The sequence below is a fragment of the Novosphingobium clariflavum genome (assembly GCF_026420865.1).
GTDB lineage: Bacteria > Pseudomonadota > Alphaproteobacteria > Sphingomonadales > Sphingomonadaceae > Novosphingobium > Novosphingobium clariflavum.
The window spans coordinates 25,458-43,611 of the sequence record NZ_JAPCWC010000017.1 but is presented as its reverse complement, the minus strand read 5'-3'; the positions used below and the strand labels follow the sequence as shown (position 1 = coordinate 43,611).

General features: G+C 65.0%; 13 protein-coding genes and 1 pseudogene. 8 read left to right on the top strand and 6 right to left on the bottom strand.

Features of this window, described 5'->3' with window-relative positions:
* Positions 1–145 precede the first annotated feature (145 nt).
* Both OKA11_RS17655 and rnr read left to right on the top strand, forming a co-directional pair.
* Entirely contained in the window at positions 146–997 is an 852-nt protein-coding gene (locus tag OKA11_RS17655; protein ID WP_267222718.1) for a sulfite exporter TauE/SafE family protein, read from the top strand.
* Between the two features lie 64 nt (positions 998–1,061).
* On the top strand, positions 1,062–3,353 hold the full coding sequence (gene rnr, locus OKA11_RS17650; protein ID WP_267222716.1) for a ribonuclease R: 2,292 nt from the start codon (positions 1,062–1,064) through the stop codon (positions 3,351–3,353).
* Positions 3,354–3,392: 39 nt separating this feature from the next.
* On the opposite strand, the gene OKA11_RS17645 is transcribed toward rnr, so the two are convergent.
* Positions 3,393–3,848 carry a universal stress protein gene (locus OKA11_RS17645; RefSeq protein WP_142633626.1) on the bottom strand — a complete coding sequence of 152 codons (456 nt, stop codon included), beginning with the start codon at positions 3,846–3,848 and terminating at the stop codon, positions 3,393–3,395.
* 173 nt (positions 3,849–4,021) lie between these two features.
* On the opposite strand from OKA11_RS17645, the gene OKA11_RS17640 reads away from it, so the two are divergent.
* From OKA11_RS17640 to lpdA, 3 genes are read left to right on the top strand one after another with little or no spacing between them, the layout of a single operon-like run.
* The gene (locus tag OKA11_RS17640) at positions 4,022–5,347 is read left to right on the top strand and encodes a pyruvate dehydrogenase complex dihydrolipoamide acetyltransferase (protein ID WP_267222713.1); all 1,326 of its coding nucleotides are present in this window, start codon (positions 4,022–4,024) and stop codon (positions 5,345–5,347) included.
* Position 5,348: 1 nt separating this feature from the next.
* On the top strand, positions 5,349–5,741 hold the full coding sequence (locus tag OKA11_RS17635) for an acyl-CoA thioesterase (RefSeq protein WP_267222711.1): 393 nt from the start codon (positions 5,349–5,351) through the stop codon (positions 5,739–5,741).
* A gap of 4 nt (positions 5,742–5,745) precedes the next feature.
* Positions 5,746–7,161: a dihydrolipoyl dehydrogenase gene (lpdA, locus tag OKA11_RS17630; protein WP_267222709.1), complete on the top strand. Its 1,416-nt coding sequence runs from the start codon at positions 5,746–5,748 to the stop codon at positions 7,159–7,161.
* A 77-nt stretch (positions 7,162–7,238) separates the two neighbouring features.
* On the opposite strand, the gene OKA11_RS17625 is transcribed toward lpdA, so the two are convergent.
* The 4 genes from OKA11_RS17625 to OKA11_RS17610 form a co-directional block, all read right to left on the bottom strand.
* Positions 7,239–7,568, bottom strand: coding sequence for a PilZ domain-containing protein (locus OKA11_RS17625; protein WP_267222707.1), 330 nt, complete (start codon positions 7,566–7,568; stop codon positions 7,239–7,241).
* A gap of 92 nt (positions 7,569–7,660) precedes the next feature.
* On the bottom strand, positions 7,661–8,176 hold the full coding sequence (locus OKA11_RS17620; protein ID WP_142633635.1) for a GNAT family N-acetyltransferase: 516 nt from the start codon (positions 8,174–8,176) through the stop codon (positions 7,661–7,663).
* 94 nt (positions 8,177–8,270) lie between these two features.
* Positions 8,271–9,938: an MFS transporter gene (locus OKA11_RS17615; RefSeq protein WP_267222705.1), complete on the bottom strand. Its 1,668-nt coding sequence runs from the start codon at positions 9,936–9,938 to the stop codon at positions 8,271–8,273.
* Positions 9,939–9,991: 53 nt separating this feature from the next.
* Positions 9,992–11,440, bottom strand: a complete 1,449-nt coding sequence (locus OKA11_RS17610; RefSeq protein WP_267222703.1) for a DcaP family trimeric outer membrane transporter — start codon at positions 11,438–11,440, stop codon at positions 9,992–9,994.
* A 212-nt stretch (positions 11,441–11,652) separates the two neighbouring features.
* Between OKA11_RS17610 and acs the strand changes: the two genes are divergently transcribed.
* Together acs and OKA11_RS17600 are read left to right on the top strand one after the other, a co-directional pair.
* Positions 11,653–13,602 (top strand): acetate--CoA ligase, encoded by a 1,950-nt coding sequence (gene acs, locus OKA11_RS17605; RefSeq protein WP_267222700.1) that lies wholly within the window; start codon positions 11,653–11,655, stop codon positions 13,600–13,602.
* A gap of 45 nt (positions 13,603–13,647) precedes the next feature.
* Positions 13,648–14,277: a response regulator transcription factor gene (locus tag OKA11_RS17600; protein WP_267222698.1), complete on the top strand. Its 630-nt coding sequence runs from the start codon at positions 13,648–13,650 to the stop codon at positions 14,275–14,277.
* Here OKA11_RS17600 and OKA11_RS17595 read toward each other — a convergent pair.
* Complete coding sequence (locus tag OKA11_RS17595; RefSeq protein ID WP_267222696.1) at positions 14,251–17,610, bottom strand: hybrid sensor histidine kinase/response regulator; 3,360 nt, start codon at positions 17,608–17,610, stop codon at positions 14,251–14,253. The two genes, OKA11_RS17600 and OKA11_RS17595, sit on opposite strands and share 27 nt — an antisense overlap.
* 199 nt (positions 17,611–17,809) lie before the next feature.
* Here OKA11_RS17595 and OKA11_RS17590 point away from each other — a divergent pair.
* Positions 17,810–18,113 (top strand): annotated as a pseudogene (locus OKA11_RS17590) (integrase core domain-containing protein); the annotation flags it as partial.
* Between the last annotated feature and the right edge of the window lie 41 nt (positions 18,114–18,154).

Genomic DNA, 18,154 nt, shown 5'->3' with positions numbered 1-18,154 from the left:
AGCGCCGCGGTATGACTAGAGAGGCAACGCAACAGGGATCTGCGCGGGAAGCGGAGCCGGGCATGGCTCGCCAACACTCCCGTGCCTGCCGTCCGATGCCGCAAGGATCGGACTCCCGGCACGCGTTGTGGAGAGTGAATTCGCTATGACCCATGCCTTCGACACGATGCACGCGGTTGCCGGCCTGATGGTCGGCATACTCGTGGGCCTCACCGGTGTCGGCGGCGGCTCGTTGATGACGCCGCTGCTGGTACTGATGTTCGGGGTCAATCCGCAGACCGCGGTCGGCACCGACCTGCTGTTTGCCGCGCTGACCAAGATCGGCGGCTCGGTTGTCCACGGCAAGCGCGAGACGGTCGACTGGACCATCGTGCGTCGCCTGGCATCCGGCAGCGTGCCGGCGGCTCTCGTCACGCTGGGAACGCTTGCCTATATCGGCAAGGTCGGCAAATCGACCGAGAACATGATCCTGTTTTCCCTCGCGATCCTGCTGTTCCTGACGGCGATCGCGGTGGCGTCGCGCAAGTGGCTGACCCGCTTCGCGCATGAACATGAAGCCGTTGCACCTCCGGCGCGGGTTGCCGGGCTTACCGTCCTGCTCGGCGCGGTCATCGGCCTCGCCGTATCGATCTCGTCGGTCGGTGCGGGAGCGATCGGCGTCACGGTGCTGCTAGTGCTCTACCCCCGGCTGCAGGTCTCGCGTCTGGTGGGTTCGGATATTGCCCACGCCGTCCCACTGGCCCTCATCGCCGGGACCGGCCACTGGATCATCGGCGACGTCAGCTTCACGTTGCTCGGAAACCTGCTGATCGGCTCCATTCCCGGTGTGGTGATCGGAAGCTATCTGTCATCCCACGCGCCGGACAAGGTCTTGCAGCCGCTGCTTGCCTGCGTGCTGCTGGTGTCTTCGTGGCAGCTCATGGTCAAGTCGCGCATGCCGGACAAGGCGATGAAGCCTGTCCACGCGGTGGTGCAGGAAACGGCCTCCTCGCATTGATCGCATGCCCCCGATGACAAGCGGCGGATTGTAATTTCCGCCGTTTACCGGCAAGTGCGATGCCATGCCTCGCCCAAAGAACAGCACGCCCAGGTCCTCCCTCAAGTCCTCCAGGCCCCGGCACGAGCCCGGGCTTCCCACGCGCCAGCAGGTGCTGGACTTCATCCAGAACGCCACCGAGCCGGCGGGCAAGCGCGAGATCGCCCGCGCCTTCGGCCTCAAGGGGCAGGAGAAGATCCAGCTCAAGGCGCTGCTCAAGGACATGGCCGAAGAGGGCCTGATCGACGGCAAGCGTACCGCGTTCCACCGCATGGGTGGGCTGCCCAAGGTCACCGTCCTGCGCATCGTTGACGTGGATGAAGGCGAGCCCATCGCCATCCCCGACACCTGGACGCCCGACGATGCCACCCCGCCGCCGCGCATTCGCCTGATCGAGAAGGGGCGCTCGGCGCTCAAGAAGGGTGACCGCGTGCTGTCGCGCACGGAAGAGACGCCCACCGGATGGCGCGCCTATCCGATGAAGAAGCTGATGCTGCGTTCCGAGCAGATGCTGGGCGTTGTCGAGATCGATGGTGCGGGCAAGCCCTGGCTGGCCCCGGTAGACAAGCGCATCCGCAATTCCTCGCCGATTTCCGATCTTGGCGGCGCCGAGAAGGGCGAACTGGTGCTGGCCGAGCCGATCGGCCGCTCCGCGCGCCCCTCGGTGAAGGTCACCGAAGTGCTGGGTGAACCGCTTGCGTCCAAGGCCTTCAGCCTGATCGCGATCCACAAGCACGGCATCCCCAACCACTTCGACGGCGACACCATCGCCGAAGCAGAGCGCTCCGCCAGGATGCCGCTCAGCCACGAGCAGCGCGAGGACCTGCGGCACCTGCCGATCGTCGCCATCGATCCCTCCGATGCGCGCGACCACGATGACGCGATCTGGGCCGCACCGAACGAGGAGGGTGGTTTCGACGCGCTGGTCGCGATTGCCGACGTCTCGTTCTACGTTCGCCCCGGCGGTCACATCGACCGCGAGGCGCGGCGCCGCGGCAACTCGGTCTATTTCCCGGACCGGGTCGTGCCGATGCTCCCCGAGGTGCTGAGCGCCGACGTCTGCTCGCTGCGTTCGGGCGAAGACCGCGCGGCGATGGCCTGTCACATGAAGATCGACGGGCAGGGCAAGGTGACCGAATGGCGCTTCACCCGTGCCATTGTCCGTATCGACGAAGTCATCGCCTACGAAGAGGCGCAGGCCCGCATCGACGAGGATCGCGCGCCGGAGCAACTGAAGAACCTCTGGGCTTGCTGGAAGCTGCTGGCGAAGGCCCGAGAAGCCCGCGATCCGCTTGAACTCGAACTGCCCGAACGCCGCGTAAAGCTCGACGATCAGGGGCGCATTGCCGAAATCGCCATTCGTGAACGGCTTGACGCGCACCGCGTGGTCGAGGACTTCATGATCGCCGCCAACGTCGCAGCGGCCAAGGCACTGGAGGCCAAGGTGGCGCCGGTGGTCTACCGCATCCACGAGACGCCGAGCCGCGAGAAGCTGACCGCGCTCAAGGACTACCTGGCGACTTTCGGCCGCAAGCTGGCCATGGGGCAGGTCATCACGCCGGGCCTGTTCAACCGCATGCTCAAGGACATCGCCGACGAAAGCGAGAAGGCGCTTATCATGGAAGCGGTGCTGCGCAGCCAGACCCAGGCCTATTACGGCCCGCGTAACGAAGGGCACTTCGGCCTGGCTCTGGGCTCGTACGCGCATTTCACCTCGCCGATTCGCCGTTACGCTGACCTTCTGGTCCACCGCGCGCTGGTCGATGCCTATGGGCTGGAACAACCCCGGCCCGAGGGCGAAATCCCTGCGCTGTCGGGGCTTTCCGAGCGTGATCGCAGCGATCTGGGCCGCGTCAGCGAGGCGATCAGCACGGCCGAGCGCCGCGCGATGGAGGCCGAGCGCGAAACCATCGATCGTTATGTCGCCGCATGGCTTTCGGGCCGCGTCGGCCAGGTTTTCGACACGCGTATCACCGGGGTGCAGAAGTTCGGGTTCTTTGCGACGATCCTCAGTCTGGGCGGTGATGGACTGGTGCCGGTTTCGACGCTGGGTGACGAGCGTTTTGCCTATGACGAGAAGGCCCAGGTGCTCGAAGGCGAAAGCACTGGCACCAGCTATGCCGTGGGGCAGATCCTGCGCCTGCGTCTGGCGGAGGCGAATCCGCTGACCGGGGCGCTCAAGTTCGAGCTCGAGGAGGGCGGCGGCCGCATCGAGCAGCGCGGCAAGCCGCAGCCGCTCAAGAAAAAGGGCAAGCACTTCGTCGGCCAGCGTGGCCGGCCGAACAACATCCGCCATCAGGGGCGCAAGAAGAAGTGAGGCAGTCGGCTCCTGCCCGGAGCCGATAACGCCCCCGGTTCAGCTCAGGCGCTCGATCGCATCGGCATCGAGCGTCCCGGGGATCACGAAAACCGGGCAGGGCATGTGACCAAGTCCGGCCCCGGTGAAGTGAGCTACCAGCGGACCGGGGCCACCCTCCTTGGCCGCGCCCAGAACCAGCGCGGAAACTTCCGGGTGTTCCTTCAGGTACTGGCGCACGATCTTGATGTCCTCGCCCATGCGTACCGCGATGACCGGCATCTTGGCGCCCTGCGACAAGAGATTGCCGGCCGCCGCCGTCACCAGCGTTTCGGCGCGGGCGCGGGCTTCTTCCTCGATCGTGGCCTGAACACCCCCGAAGGCGTTGAACGGCTGGGGCGGAACGAGCGCCAGCAGGTGCAGTGCGCCGTCGGTCTTTGCCGCGCGGCGAGCCGCGAATTGCAGGGCGACCAGCGCCTCTTCGGTTTCGTCTATGATAACCAGATAGACGCGCATGATTTTTAGCCTTGATCCCCTTGGACAGCGCTTATCGGGCCATTCAGGTCTCTGTGCAAGAGATCACGAATGGCAAAAGGATTGCGAAGGCGCTTGTATGCTGCGCGCAACTTGTCCAAGGAAAGGCCAACCCCGCACACCTCCCCAGGATAACAAGGGACACACAAGCTTCCATGCCCATCGAGATCAAGATGCCCGCCCTGTCCCCCACGATGGAAGAGGGGAAACTGGCGAAATGGCTGGTTAAGGAAGGCGACACCGTCAACTCCGGCGACATCATGGCCGAAATCGAGACCGACAAGGCCACCATGGAATTCGAAGCCGTGGACGAAGGCGTCGTCGGCAAGATCCTGGTGCCCGAAGGCACCGAAGGCGTGAAGGTCGGCACCGTGATCGCCGTGATCGCCGGTGAAGGCGAAGACGTCAGCGCCGTTGCCGCCGCTCCCAAGGCCGCTGCCGCTCCGGCCGCTGCGCCTGCTGCCGCTCCGGTTGCTGCCTCGGCGCCCGCTGCCTCGGCGCCCGCTGCTTCGGCACCTGCGGCCGCTCCCGCCAGCAAGGACGGCCGCGTGGTCGCTTCGCCGCTCGCCAAGCGCGTGGCCACGGCCAAGGGCGTTGACCTTGCCGCCGTCACCGGCACCGGCCCCAAGGGCCGCATCGTCAAGGCCGACGTCGAAGCTGCTCAGCCCGGCACCGCCGCACCCAAGGCGGCCGCTCCGGCTCCGGCCCCCGTTGCTGCTCCTGCTGGCGAAGCCAAGCCCGCTTCGGTCGAAATGGCTGCCGAAACCCGCGCCCTGCTTGACGACCGCATCCCGCACACCGTCGAAAAGCTGTCGGGCATGCGCAAGACCATCGCGCGTCGCCTGACCCAGTCGATGCAGGAAGCGCCGCACATCTACCTCACCGTGGACGTGCGTCTCGACAAGCTGATGGCCCTGCGTGCCGAGATCAACTCCATGCTCGAAAAGCAGGGCATCAAGGTTTCGGTCAACGACATGCTGATCAAGGCGCTCGGCCGCGCGCTGGTCGACGTGCCGGAATGCAACGTGACCTTCGCCGGCAACGAGCTGATCAAGTACGCGCGCGCCGACGTCTCGGTCGCCGTCTCGATCCCCAACGGCCTGATCACCCCGATCGTCCAGAACGCCAACGGCAAGTCGTTCTCCGAAATCGCCAAGGCGACCAAGGACCTCGGCAAGCGCGCCAAGGAAGGCAAGCTGCAGCCGCTCGAGTATCAGGGCGGCACCGCCTCGATCTCGAACATGGGCATGATGGGCATCAAGCAGTTCACGGCCGTGATCAACCCGCCGCAGGCGACGATCCTCGCGGTTGGCGCTGGCGACAAGCGCCCGTGGGTCATGCCCGACGATTCGCTGGGCGTCGCCACCGTCATGAGCGCGACCGGCAGCTTCGACCACCGCGCGGTGGACGGTGCCGACGGTGCCCGCCTGATGGCCGCCTTCCGCGAATACATCGAAACGCCGCTGGGCATGGTCGCCTGAGATGATCGACGAGACCAGGGGCTGCCCTCGTGACCCGGTGATCCGGGTCACGGCGATGCCCGCCGATGCCAACGCCTATGGCGATATCTTCGGTGGCTGGCTGATGAGCCAGATGGACATGGGCGCCGGTTTGATCGCCGCCCGCCGTTCGCGCGGCCGTGCGGTCACCGTTGCCATGGATGGCACCCAGTTCCACCTGCCCGTGAAGGTGGGGGACGAGGTTTCCGTCTATGGCGAGATCAAGCGCGTCGGCCGCACCTCGATGACGATCGCCATCGAGGCGTGGCGCCGCCATCGGCATGAAGAAGAAGAAGTGAAGGTGACGCAGGCCGTGTTCACCTTCGTCGCGGTGAACGAATTCGGCAAACCGCGCGTCATCGATCAGGAGAAGTAAGACAGTGGCTGATACCTATGACGTCATCGTCCTCGGCTCGGGCCCGGGCGGCTATGTCGCGGCGATCCGTTCCGCGCAGCTGGGCCTGAAGACCGCCATCGTCGAGCGTGAACTGCTCGGCGGCATCTGCCTCAACTGGGGCTGCATCCCGACCAAGGCGCTCTTGCGCTCGGCCGAGGTGTTCCACCAGATGAAGCACGCCAAGAACTACGGCCTCGCCGCCGAGAACATCACGGCGGACCTGAACGCGGTGGTCCAGCGTTCGCGCGGCGTTGCCAAGCAACTCAATCAGGGCGTCACGCACCTGATGAAGAAGAACAAGATTGCCGTGCACATGGGCACTGGCAAGCTTGTCGCGCCGGGCAAGCTGGAAGTGACCGGCGAGAAGGGCACCGAGACCCTTTCGGCCAAGCACATCATCATCGCCACGGGCGCCCGTGCCCGCGATCTGCCCAACGCCAAGGCCGACGGCGAGCGCGTGTGGACCTATCGCCACGCGATGACGCCGAAGGAAATGCCCAGCAAGCTGCTGGTCATCGGTTCGGGCGCGATCGGCATCGAATTCGCCAGCTTCTACAACGACATGGGCGTTGACGTCACGGTCGTCGAGATGATGGACCGGATCGTGCCGGTGGAAGATGCCGACGTGTCGTCCTTCCTCGAGAAGGCGCTGACCAAGCAGGGCATGAAGATCATGACCGGCGCCAAGACCAGCGATCTGGCCGTTGGCAAGGACAGCGTGAAGGTGACCATCACCGACAAGGCCGGCAAGGCCGCGGCGCATGAATTCAGCCACATGATCGTTGCCATCGGCATCGTGCCGAACGTCGAGAACATCGGTCTGGAAGACCTCGGCATCGAGCCGGACAAGCGCTTCCACATCAAGACGGATGACTACGGCCGGACCAACGTCAAGGGCATCTGGGCCATCGGCGACTGCGTCGACGGCCCCTGGCTGGCGCACAAGGCGAGCCACGAAGGCGTTACCGCTGCCGAAGCCATCGCGCAGGAACTCGGCAACAAGGACGTGCACCCGCACGCCCTCGACCGTCGCAACATTCCGGGCTGCACCTACTGCCATCCGCAGATCGCCTCGGTCGGCATGACCGAAGCGAAGGCGAAGGAAGCGGGCTACGAGGTGAAGGCCGGCACCTTCCCGTTCATCGGCAACGGCAAGGCCATCGCACTGGGCGAGCCGGAAGGCTTCGTGAAGACGGTGTTCGACGCCAAGACCGGCGAGCTGCTGGGCGCCCACATGATCGGCGCGGAAGTGACCGAGATGATCCAGGGCTACGTCGTCGGCAAGACGCTGGAGACCACCGAGGCCGAACTGATGCAGACCGTGTTCCCGCATCCGACGATCTCGGAAGCGATGCACGAATCGGTGCTGGCCGCTTACGGGCGCGCGCTGCACATCTGATCGGACATTCAGGTTTCGAAACGCGAAAGGCGGGCCTGCGAGGGCCCGCCTTTTTCGTTTGCGCGTCAGACCGAGGATTAGCTGCCGGCCGTGCGGGCGATGTGCTCGAAAACAGCCGGGTGGAGTGGTTCGGCAAATTCGCAGCCGACCATGTTGTCACGGCTCCAGCAGACCCGCGCAGTGAGCAAGTGCAGGCCTGGAATACGGATACGCAGCGGCAGATCTTCCCGCACCTCGGGAAGCCACGCGATTCGGAACCCGCCGGGGGCAAGATCGTCGAGGCGCGCGGCTTTCCAGGGGCGGGATCCTTGGCGCACTTCGCACAGCATAGTGACGCTTACCCGTTCGGCCCGCTCGGACTGGTCCTGGGTGGGCGGGTCGGTAACGAGACGCGGAAAGAACGACAAGGCGGGTCTCCATCGATGGAAACCCGCCTTGAACCCGATGATTTTACCAGCACCTTACTGCGGCGCGGCAAAAGGATCCGGATTGGAGAATTTTAACGGAAGGCTTTCGACAGCACGACAAGCGTCGGGTCTCCGTCGAATGGCTCGGGGGTAAAGCCCTTGTCACGCTCGACTTCGATCGCAGCACTGTTTTCCCGACTTTCGATCGACATCACGCGGCGGCAGCCCTGCGCCTCGGCCTGCTTGCCGAGGAAGTCGAGCATGGCCCAGCCGATGCCCTTGCCCTTGTAGGCACCCGCCACCGAAATGGCGACTTCGGCGGTGTCGCGGTCAGCATCGCTGGCAAGCACGCCCGAGGAGACGATCTCTCCGCTGGCCTTGTCGAAACCGATCCACGATTCGGTGCGGAACTGGTCGGCATGGACCAGCGGCGCGATCTGCTGGGCACTGACCTTGTCCGCCGCGGCGAAGAAGCGGAAGCGGCGGTCCTCGTCCTCGACACGCTCGAAGAAGGCGGTCAGCGCGGCCTCGTCGTCTTCCCGTGCAGGACGCACTTCGAGTTCGATGCCGGAACGGGTGGGGAGGGTGATGACGTCATTCAGAGACATGGACGAGACTCCACTCGAGAAGTGTGGGTTCCTTATACCGCCGCAAGGGCCCGCACCTTGATCGAGATCAGGATACGGGCCTTTTGACGGCGGATCAGGCGTCTATGTTCCGCCGGAAGGTTTCCGGAAGGAACAGCAGGCCGATCACCACCGTGGCCGCGGCGATGACGACCGGATACCACAGGCCGTAATAGATGTCGCCGGTGGCGGCCACCATGGCAAAGGCGGTGGTGGGCAGGAAGCCGCCGAACCAGCCGTTGCCGAGGTGATAGGGCAGCGACATCGAGGTGTAGCGGATCCGGCTCGGGAACAGTTCCACCAGCATCGCTGCGATCGGACCGTAGACCATGGTCACGAGCACCACGAGATAGAACAGCACGGCGACGACGGTGACCTTGTCCATCGCCTCGGGATCGGCCTTCGCCGGGTAGCCCGCCTCGGTAAGGGCTGCCTTCACTTCGTCCTGGTAGGCGGTGATGGCGGCGGCACGATCCTTGTCCGACACCAGTGCAGGGTTGGGGGCGGCCAGCGTCCTGCCGCCGACCGAGACCGAGGCGATCGTGCCTGCCGGCACTTCGACATTGCTGTAGTTGATGCCGCTCTTGGCGAGGAAGGCCTTGGCGATGTCGCAGCTCGACGCGTCGAACTTGTTCTTGCCCACGGGGTCGAACTGGAACGAGCATTCGCCGGGATTGGCGTGGACGATGACCGGGAAGGTCGCGGTAGCCCGGGCAAGTGCGGGGTTGGCGGCGTCCGAAAGCGCGTGGAAAGCGGGGAAATAGGTCACTGCCGCCAGCGCGCAGCCGCCGAGGATGATGTACTTGCGGCCGATGCGGTCGGACAGCCAGCCGAAGAACACGAAGAACGGCGTGCCCAGCGCCAGGGCAATGGCGATCAGCGTATTGGTCGTGGCGCCGTCCACCTTGAGGATCTTCTCGAGATAGAACATCGCGTAGAACTGGCCCGCGTACCAGACCACCGCCTGCCCGGCGACGGCACCGAACAGGGCGATCAGCACGAACTTGAGGTTGCTCCACTGGCCGAAGGCTTCGGTCAGCGGGGCCTTCGAGGTTGTGCCTTCGTCCTTCATCTTCTGGTAGACAGGGCTCTCGTTGAGCTGGAGGCGGATCCACATCGAGACGCCCAGCAGGATCGACGAGACGAGGAACGGCAGGCGCCAGCCCCAGCCAGAGAAGGTGTCCTCGCCCATCGCGGTGCGGAAGCCGAGTACAACCAGCAGCGCCGCAAAGAGCCCGAAAGTCGCGGTGATCTGGATGAAGCTGGTGTAGAGCCCGCGCTTGTTGTTGGGCGCATGTTCGGCAACGTAAGTCGCCGCACCGCCATATTCACCGCCGAGGGCAAGTCCCTGGACGATGCGCAGGCCCACCAGGATGATCGGCGAGGCGACGCCGATCGTCTCGTACCCGGGCAGCAGGCCGACCGCGAAAGTGGAGGCGCCCATCAGGCCCATGGTGACAAGAAAGGTGTTCTTGCGCCCGACCAGATCACCGATGCGTCCGAACACCAGTGCGCCGAACGGTCGCACCGCGAAGCCCGCGGCAAAGGCGCCGAGCGCGAGGATGAAGCCGGTCGTCTCGTTCACGCCCGCAAAGAAGACCTTCGAAATGAATGTCGCCAGCAGGCCGTAAAGGTAGAAATCGTACCACTCGAAAACGGTGCCGAGCGATGAGGCGGTGATGACGAGCTTTTCGCTCTGCGTCGCCTGATGATGCTTCGGCAAGGCGTCATATGTCGATGCCATTGCACTCTCCCTTATTGTGCCCCCAGAGTGTTGTACTTCCGCGGGATTTTTCTTCAGAAACTATACTTAGCGGCAAATTCGAGACGGTCGAGATTGCCGTTGTCGCCGTCGACCAGATCGCGCTCACCGTGGCGGTACTCGATGCCGAGATCGATGTTGCGGTAGGGCGAGTAGAACAGGTTGACCGCCCCGCTCCATGCCTGACGGTTGAAGGTGGCGATATCGGCATAGGCAAGGTCGCGGGAGTAGTAGACCCGCTGCCAGCTGCCCATCACGTTGGCGCGCCAGTTGGTGCCGAGTGCGATGTGCAGCGCGGCAAAGGCGGCCATGGCGTCCACGCTTTCGAGCGAGTTGGTCGCAGGCGAATAGACCGCGTCCGGCGCGAAATTGAGGCCGAGGTAGCGGCTTATGTTGTGCCCGTATGTGACCATGGCGCGAAGGTCACTGGTCTTGCTGCGGTTGAGCCAGAGCTTGCCGGCAGCACTGACGCCAAGTCCAGTGGTGCTCGCGTCCCTTCCGCCGTTCTGCACGCGAACCTGCCGGGCGAGGCCCGCCAGCGAAAGCTCGCCGATCCCGCCCTTCAAGGCTAGACGGGCGACAAAGTCGGGAATGCGCTCGTCACCGTTCTCGATGATCGTCGGCGAGCCGGTGTCGACCGTACCCGTTTCCGGCTGCTCCATCGCCAGATGCAGCGTGGCCTGCTTGCCGATCGGCAGGCTGTAGCGGATCAGCGGCTGGCGCGCGAACACGGTGCCTTCGGTAACGCCTACGAAGTCGGTCGATTCGGGCAGGGCCGGCACGTACTGGAAGGTCGTCCACTCCTGTCCGATCAGCCAGCGGTCGAACTGCATGTAGGCGCGGCGCAGGGTGAAGTTATAGCCGTTGGTCGTGCGCTTGGAGGCCTGAATGCCGGGCGAGGTCTGGAAGTCCGCCTCGACATAGGCCTTGAGCGCATGGTCGCCCAGCCGGGTGTTGACGTCGACCCAGAGGCGCGACTGCTTGGCGTTGAAGTCGGTGGCGTCGGTGCTCTGGCCGCTGCCGGTCGGGATCGCCTGGGGCAGGTAGAAGTCGCGCCCGAAGGTGTTGGTGGCGACCTTGCCGTCGCTGAAGTGGCTCGAAGTGGCAACCAGCTTGATGTAGCCGCCGATGTTGATCGCGGAATTCCCCGAGCGGAACCCGTCGGCGGGTGGCGCGGCCGGAACGGTCGCTGCTGCCGTTGCCGGGCCTGACGCCTTGGCCTCGACTGCCGCGATCCGGGTGGCGGCAGCCTCGCTGCGGGCATTGGCGGCGGCGATCGCGCCTTGCGCGGCAGCAGCATCGCGGACCTGCTGCTGGCGGGCCTGGGTGAGGTCTGAACGAAGCTGTGCCATTTCCGTCTCCAGCTTTTCCAGGCGCGCCTCGAGTTGCTCCTCGCGTGCGGTGGCTGCGTGGGCCGCCTGCGGTGCGATCGGGCAGCTTGCCGCCATCAGCGCACACGCCAGCGATCGGATTCGCTCGTGCATCGTTGTCCCTCTCCATTCCGGACCGGCGGCGCCTCGCATGGGATCCGTCTCGGTACCGGGACACCATCCGCCAGCAGGCATGCACGGGCCATCCAGACCAAGGTGGAAGAGCTTCGACCATTGTCTAATGTCGATGCGGACAGGCCCACGTGCTAAGGGCTGGTGCAAAGCCGGGATTGCCGGATACAGTCCCGTGGAGAGGAGAAGGAATCATGGCCGAGGCCATCTATCCCGTGCCTGCAGAATGGGCCCAGAACGCCCTGATCGACGAGGCCCGCTACCAGCAGATGTACGAGCGTTCGATCGCCGATCCCGATGGGTTCTGGCGTGAGGAAGGGCAGCGGATCGACTGGATCAAGCCGTTCAGCGTGGTCAAGCAGACCAGCTTCCATGAGGCGGATTTCGGCATCTCGTGGTTCACCGACGGCACGCTCAATCTCTCCGCCAATTGCCTCGATCGCCATCTGGCCGAGCGCGGCGATGCCATCGCCATCCTGTGGGAACCGGATGATCCGAAGAACCCGGAACGCCGGATCACCTATCGCGAACTGCACGAGGCGGTCTGCCGCTTCGCCAATCTTCTGAAGGCCCGCGGCGTCAAGCGGGGCGAGCGTGTCACCATCTATCTGCCGATGGTACCCGAAGCCGCGGTCGCCATGCTGGCCTGTGCGCGCATCGGTGCGATCCATTCGATCGTCTTTGCCGGCTTCTCACCCGACGCGCTGGCCGGCCGCATCCAGGACTGCGACAGCCGGATTGTCCTCACCAGCGACGAAGGTCTGCGCGGCGGCAAGAAGGTGCCGCTCAAGGCCAATGTCGACGAGGCGCTCAAGGCTTGCCCGGGCGTCGACAGCGTGATCGTGCTCAGCCACACCGGCGCCGGCGTGCCGATGGCGGAAGGCCGCGACATCGACTGGGCTTCGGCCGTCGCCGCCCAGCCTGCCGATTGCCCGCCCGAGGAAATGCGTGCGGAAGACCCGCTGTTCATCCTCTATACCTCGGGCTCCACCGGCAAGCCCAAGGGCGTGCTCCACACCACCGGCGGCTATGCGGTATGGGCCTCGATGACGCACGAATACGTCTTCGACTATCGCCCCGGCCAGATCTACTGGTGCGCTGCCGATATCGGCTGGGTGACCGGACATTCCTACGTTGTCTACGGCCCGCTGATGAACGGGGCGACCACGGTGATGTTTGAGGGGGTGCCCAACTTCCCCGACGCCAGCCGCTTCTGGCAGGTGGTCGACAAGTTCCAGGTCGAGATCTTCTACGGCGCGCCCACGGCCCTGCGCGCGCTGATGCGCGAAGGCGACGATTTCGTGAAGAAGACCAGCCGCAAGAGCCTGCGCCTCCTGGGGTCGGTCGGTGAGCCGATCAATCCCGAAGCCTGGTCCTGGTATCACGAGGTCGTCGGCGAAGGGCGCTGCCCGATCGTCGACACGTGGTGGCAGACCGAGACCGGCGGCGCCATGATCACCCCGCTGCCCGGTGCCACGGCGCTCAAGCCCGGATCGGCCAGCAAGCCGATGTTTGGCGTGAAGCCGATGCTGCTCGACAACGAGGGCGGCGTGCTTGAAGGGGCAACCGACGGCTGCCTGGTGATCGCGGACAGCTGGCCGGGACAGATGCGGACCGTCTGGGGCGATCACGAACGCTTCTTCCAGACCTATTTCTCGACCTTCGCGGGGTACTACTTCACTGGCGACGGCTGTCGCCGCGACGAGGATGGGTACTACTGGATCACCGGCCGCATCGATGACGTCATCAACGTCTCGGGTCACCGCATGGGTACGGCCGAGATCGAATCCGCGCTGGTCGCCCATCATGCCGTGGCCGAGGCCGCCGTCGTCGGCATGCCGCACGAGATCAAGGGGCAGGGCATCTACGCCTTTGTCACCTGCAACGCCGAGATCGAACCGGACGAAGCCCTGCGCAAGGAACTGGTCCAGTGGGTTCGCCACGAGATCGGCCCGATCGCGACGCCCGACGTCATCCAGTTCGCGCCGGGCCTGCCCAAGACCCGTTCGGGCAAGATCATGCGCCGGATCCTGCGCAAGATCGGCGAGAACGACTTCTCCAACCTTGGCGATACGTCGACCCTGGCCGATCCTTCGGTGGTCGACAACCTGATCGCCAATCGTCCCCAGCCTGCAACGGCGTGAGCCGTGCGGGCTGGCGCCCTTCGAAAGCCGTGATATTGCGGTGACATGACCCGCACCGTACTCATCGCCGACGATCATCCGCTCTACCGCCAGGCCCTTGCTCTGGCGGTGGGGCAGGTGGCGCCCGATGCCATGGTGGTGGAAGCCGGGACCCTTGCAGAAGCGGCCCGCCTGGCGTCGGAGCGAGAGGGGCTGGCGCTAGTGTTGCTCGACCTCAAGATGCCGGGGGCCGTGGGCTTTTCCGGCATTGCCCTTATCCATGCCGAGCGCCCCGAGGTGCCGATTCTGGTCGTATCCAGCGCCGAGGGGGCCTCCGCCGCTGACGAAGCGCGCGCGTTCGGCGCCATCGGTTTCCTGCGCAAGGACAGTGATCTTTCGGCCATCGAAGCCGCCGTCGCCACCGCGCTGGGTGGGCGATCGCCCACGGCGCCGAAGACGGCAGACGCCGAACTCGATCCGATCCGGCACGAGGTTGCCAATCTGACGCCGATGCAGCTCAAGGTCCTGCTGGCCGTGCTCGACGGGCAGCTCAACAAGCAGATCGCCTATACGCTCGGCATCAGCGAGGCGACCGTGAAGGCGCACATGACGGCGGTGATGAAAAAGCTGGATGTGCGAAATCGCACGCAGGCAGCGCTTGTTGCCCGCTCACTGGGCCTTCATCTCCAGCACTGACCCCGGGGTGATGCCCGCCAGGAAGGCTTCGATCCGTGCCGGGTCGACGGGCTTGGCATAGACCGGCACGCCCAGGGCATCGGCCTTCATCCTCAGTTCCGGGAATGTCTCTGCCGTCAGGATGGCCGCAGGGAGGTCCGGCCGATGGCTGCGCAGGCGGGCGATCAGCGTGAGGCCGTCTTCCCCGCGATCGAGCCGGTAGTCTGCCAGCACGACATCGATCCGCTCCGCCACGGCCTGTGCGTCGGCGATGTTCGATGCGCCGAAAGCCGCGTGCCCGAGATGCGCTACCAGCGCCGAGGTCGCCTCGACGATCAGCGGTTCGTTGTCGACGATGAGCACCGAAAGCCGATGGGCGGGAATGATACTCGCTGCATGTTGCACTTCGAATGTGGGGTTTGCCACTGGCGCGCTGGCCATGGCAGGCAGAAGAAGGCTGAAGCGGCTGCCGCGCCCTTCATGAGAGGCGACCTCGATCTGTGCTCCAAGCAGGCGCACGATCCTGTCCACCAGAGCAAGTCCCAGGCCGTGCCCTTCCGTATCCACCGTGCCCAAGCGGGTGAATTCGCTGAACACGGCATCGCGCTGGGCCTCGGGTATGCCAACGCCGGTGTCGATCACGTCAATGCGCAGCCAGTCCCCCCGTCGCCGCACGCCGACCAGCACGCCGCCATGCCGGGTGTAGCGCAGCGCGTTCGAAAGGAAGTTCTGCATAACCGAGCGCAGCAGCCCGGGGTCGGTCTCGACATGGCCGGAAAGCGGACCGATCTTCAGATGCAGCCCCTTGGCGTCCGCCATTGGACGAAAACTCTCGGCCATGTCGGTAAGAAACGCGCTCAGGTCGACGGGTTCGGGGCTAGGCGTGACACCGCCTGCATCAAGGCGTGAGATGTCCAGTAGTGCGCGCAGCAGTTCCTCGGCGGCAATGATGGCATTGTCCACCCGCATCACCAGAGGCTTCTCCCCCTCCTGCGCCGAGCGGCCGAGTGCAGCGGTGAACAGCCGGGCGGCGTGGAGGGGCTGCAGAAGGTCGTGGCTGGCAGCGGCAAGAAATCGCGTCTTGTCCTGCGTCGCGCGGGCGAGCAGGCGGTTTGCTTCGGTCAGTTCGCGGGTGCGATCCTCGACCCGATGTTCCAGGTCCTCCAGCGTGCGTTCGAGTTCATCTCGCACCCGCGCTTCCTCGGTCATGTCGGTGAAAGACATGACATAGCCGCCGCCCGGCATCGGCCCGCCCACGGTCTTGATGACACGGCCGTCGTTGCGGCGCCGTTCGAAGCTGTGGATGCTGCCCGCCCGCAGGTGATCCAGACGGCGTGCGATCTTCATCTCGATATCCTCGGTGCCGAAATCACCTCGCTGGGCATTGTGGCGGATCAAGGCCTCGATCGGGGCGCCGACGCGCAGGAGGTCGGCGGGATAATCGAAGAACTCCTCGTAGCGGGCGTTCCAGGCGATCAGGTTCAGTTCGGCATCGACTACGCTGATCCCTGCGTCGATGTTCTCGAACGTCGATGCGAGGAGCTGGCGGGAAAACCGCAGAGATCGGCCGCCCTGATCGAGCAAGCGGGTAACATCGTCGAGCGCCATATGCCCGCTCGCCAGGGCCGATGCCATGAGCGCGCGGGCGGACGAGGCCCCGACAACCCCGGCGATCAGGTCTTGGGCTTGCCGCGCAGCACTCTGGGTCACCGGCGCTGCGTGCAGTGTCTGCGGGAACTCCCTCAGCGCGCGATCCTCGCCCACGAAGCCGGCGACCAGTTGGGAGAGTTCGCCAAGGTTGGAAACCCGGCGCTGCACGGCAAAGAGGCGTGGCAGCGCCGGCCCCGGCATCTTGCGTGCGGCAATGGCTGCGTGGACCAGCAAATTGGCGCCAAGGCTCCATGTCACGCCGTGGACCAATGGGCTGGCCTGCCCGAGCCCGAACAGGCGCATGGGATCAAGCACGGTCCCTTGCAGCATTGCTAGCCACTCGGGCGGGAGGATCGGGGGCAGGGCGAGGGTGTAGCACCAGAACGTCAGGCCGGTGACAAGGCTGGCGCGGGCGGCCAGCGGGTCGCGGCCCCGTCCGGTCGTGGCCAGCAGCAAGTGCGGAGTGAACTGGGCCATGGCGGCAAAGGCGACGAGCCCCATCGACGCCAGCGACTGCTCTCGGCCGATCAGCAGGGCAAAGGCGAGCGCGAGCAGCATGATCCCGGCGATCGAGAGGCGGCGCAGCACCAGCATGCGCTCGCCGATCGCGCCCGCGGCTGCCGAAGGATGGCGCAGCACGGCTCCGGCAAACAGGTCGTTGGAGACCATTGTCGCCAGTGCCGTGCTGTCGACTACCGCCATCGAAGCGGCGGCGCCGATGCCGCCGAGCAGGGCGGCTGCGAGCACCAGCTGCGAACCGGCCACGGCGGGCAGTTGCAGCACGAACAGGTCCGGTCGCGTCGCTGGCGGCAGGAGCGAAAGGCCTGCCAGCGCAATGGGCAAGGCCATCAGTGCCATGACCAGGATATAGGCGGCCAATCCGAACCTGGCGCGCACGAGATCGTCGGATTTTTGCGCTTCGACCAGCCCCATGTAGAACTGGCGCGGGAGCGCGACGACGGCAAAGATCGAGATAAGCAGGATGACCGCGAATTCGAGATCGATCCCGCGCGGAGAGAATGCTGCGCCAAACCGTACCAGGCCCAGCGTCATCCATTCCGGCGGCGCTGAAAAGACCAACCATGCCGCCATTCCCGCGACAAGCAGGAGGGCGCCCAGCTTGATCACGGAATCGACGCCGATCGCGTAGAGCAGCCCTTCGCTTCGCCCCGCAAGTTCGAAGCGCCTCGCCCCGAACAAGACGGCAAATAGCACGAGAAGCGCCGCACCTGTCACCATGGCCGGCGTCATGACGTCATGACCGGAGACGATCGAAAGGGCGCTGCCGATGGAGCGGAGTTGCAAGGCTAGATAGGGAATCGACCCGAGCAAAGCGATCAACGTGACCAGTCGCGCCACCCCGCTGTCGTGACCGAAGCGCGCCGCGATGAAGTCGGATACCGTGGTCGCGCGCTCCTCGGCTACCGCTGCGGCAAGACGTTTGAGGAACCGAGGCGCAAAAAGCAGCAGGAGCAAGGGACCGAGATAGATGGGCAAATAGCCCCATCCGCCCCGCACCGCGCTACCGACGGCGCCATAGAACGTCCAACTGGTGCAATAGACACCCAGAGCCAGCGTATAGGCACCGTGGCGCAAGGCGGGCCATCGCCGAACAGCACCGCCGCGCCGTTCGACAAAGGCGGCAACCGTAAAGAGCAGCACGATCAGTGCCAGGGCAATCGATATGCAGGCAATGAGACTCATGAAAGGGAGGCCAGCAAGGTCACGCCACGTACGCCTTCCGACAACTGCCAGAGGTTCCCTGTCACTCGGGCATCCTCCCCCTCATGTTTCCCCAACTGGACGGTAGCAGCCTTGATGGCGGAGCGGTACCTGTATCGTCAGGAATTCAAGCTGGAACAGGTCCTGACAGAGGAGGGGACCAAGGCGGAAGATTTCGGACAATACCGACCAGGGCAGGCCAGTGCACGAGCATGGCCTTTACCAGCGTGCTGGACCGGGAGGAAATCGCTATCAAAAAGGACGGCCGGGGCGCCTGGCGCGACAATGTCGTCATGGAGCGGTTGTGGCATTCGGTGAAGTACGATGAGGTTTACCTCCACGCCTACACCGCGGTCAGCGAAGCCCGCGCATCGATCGGTCGATACCTGGCCTTTTACAATGCGAAGAGGCCGCATTCGAGCCTCGGCGCCAAGACCCCGGACAAGGCATATTTTGACAACCTGCCTATGACGCTGGCAGCATGAACTCGGCCGCCGATATTGGGCCTCACTCCAGTCGGGCTACG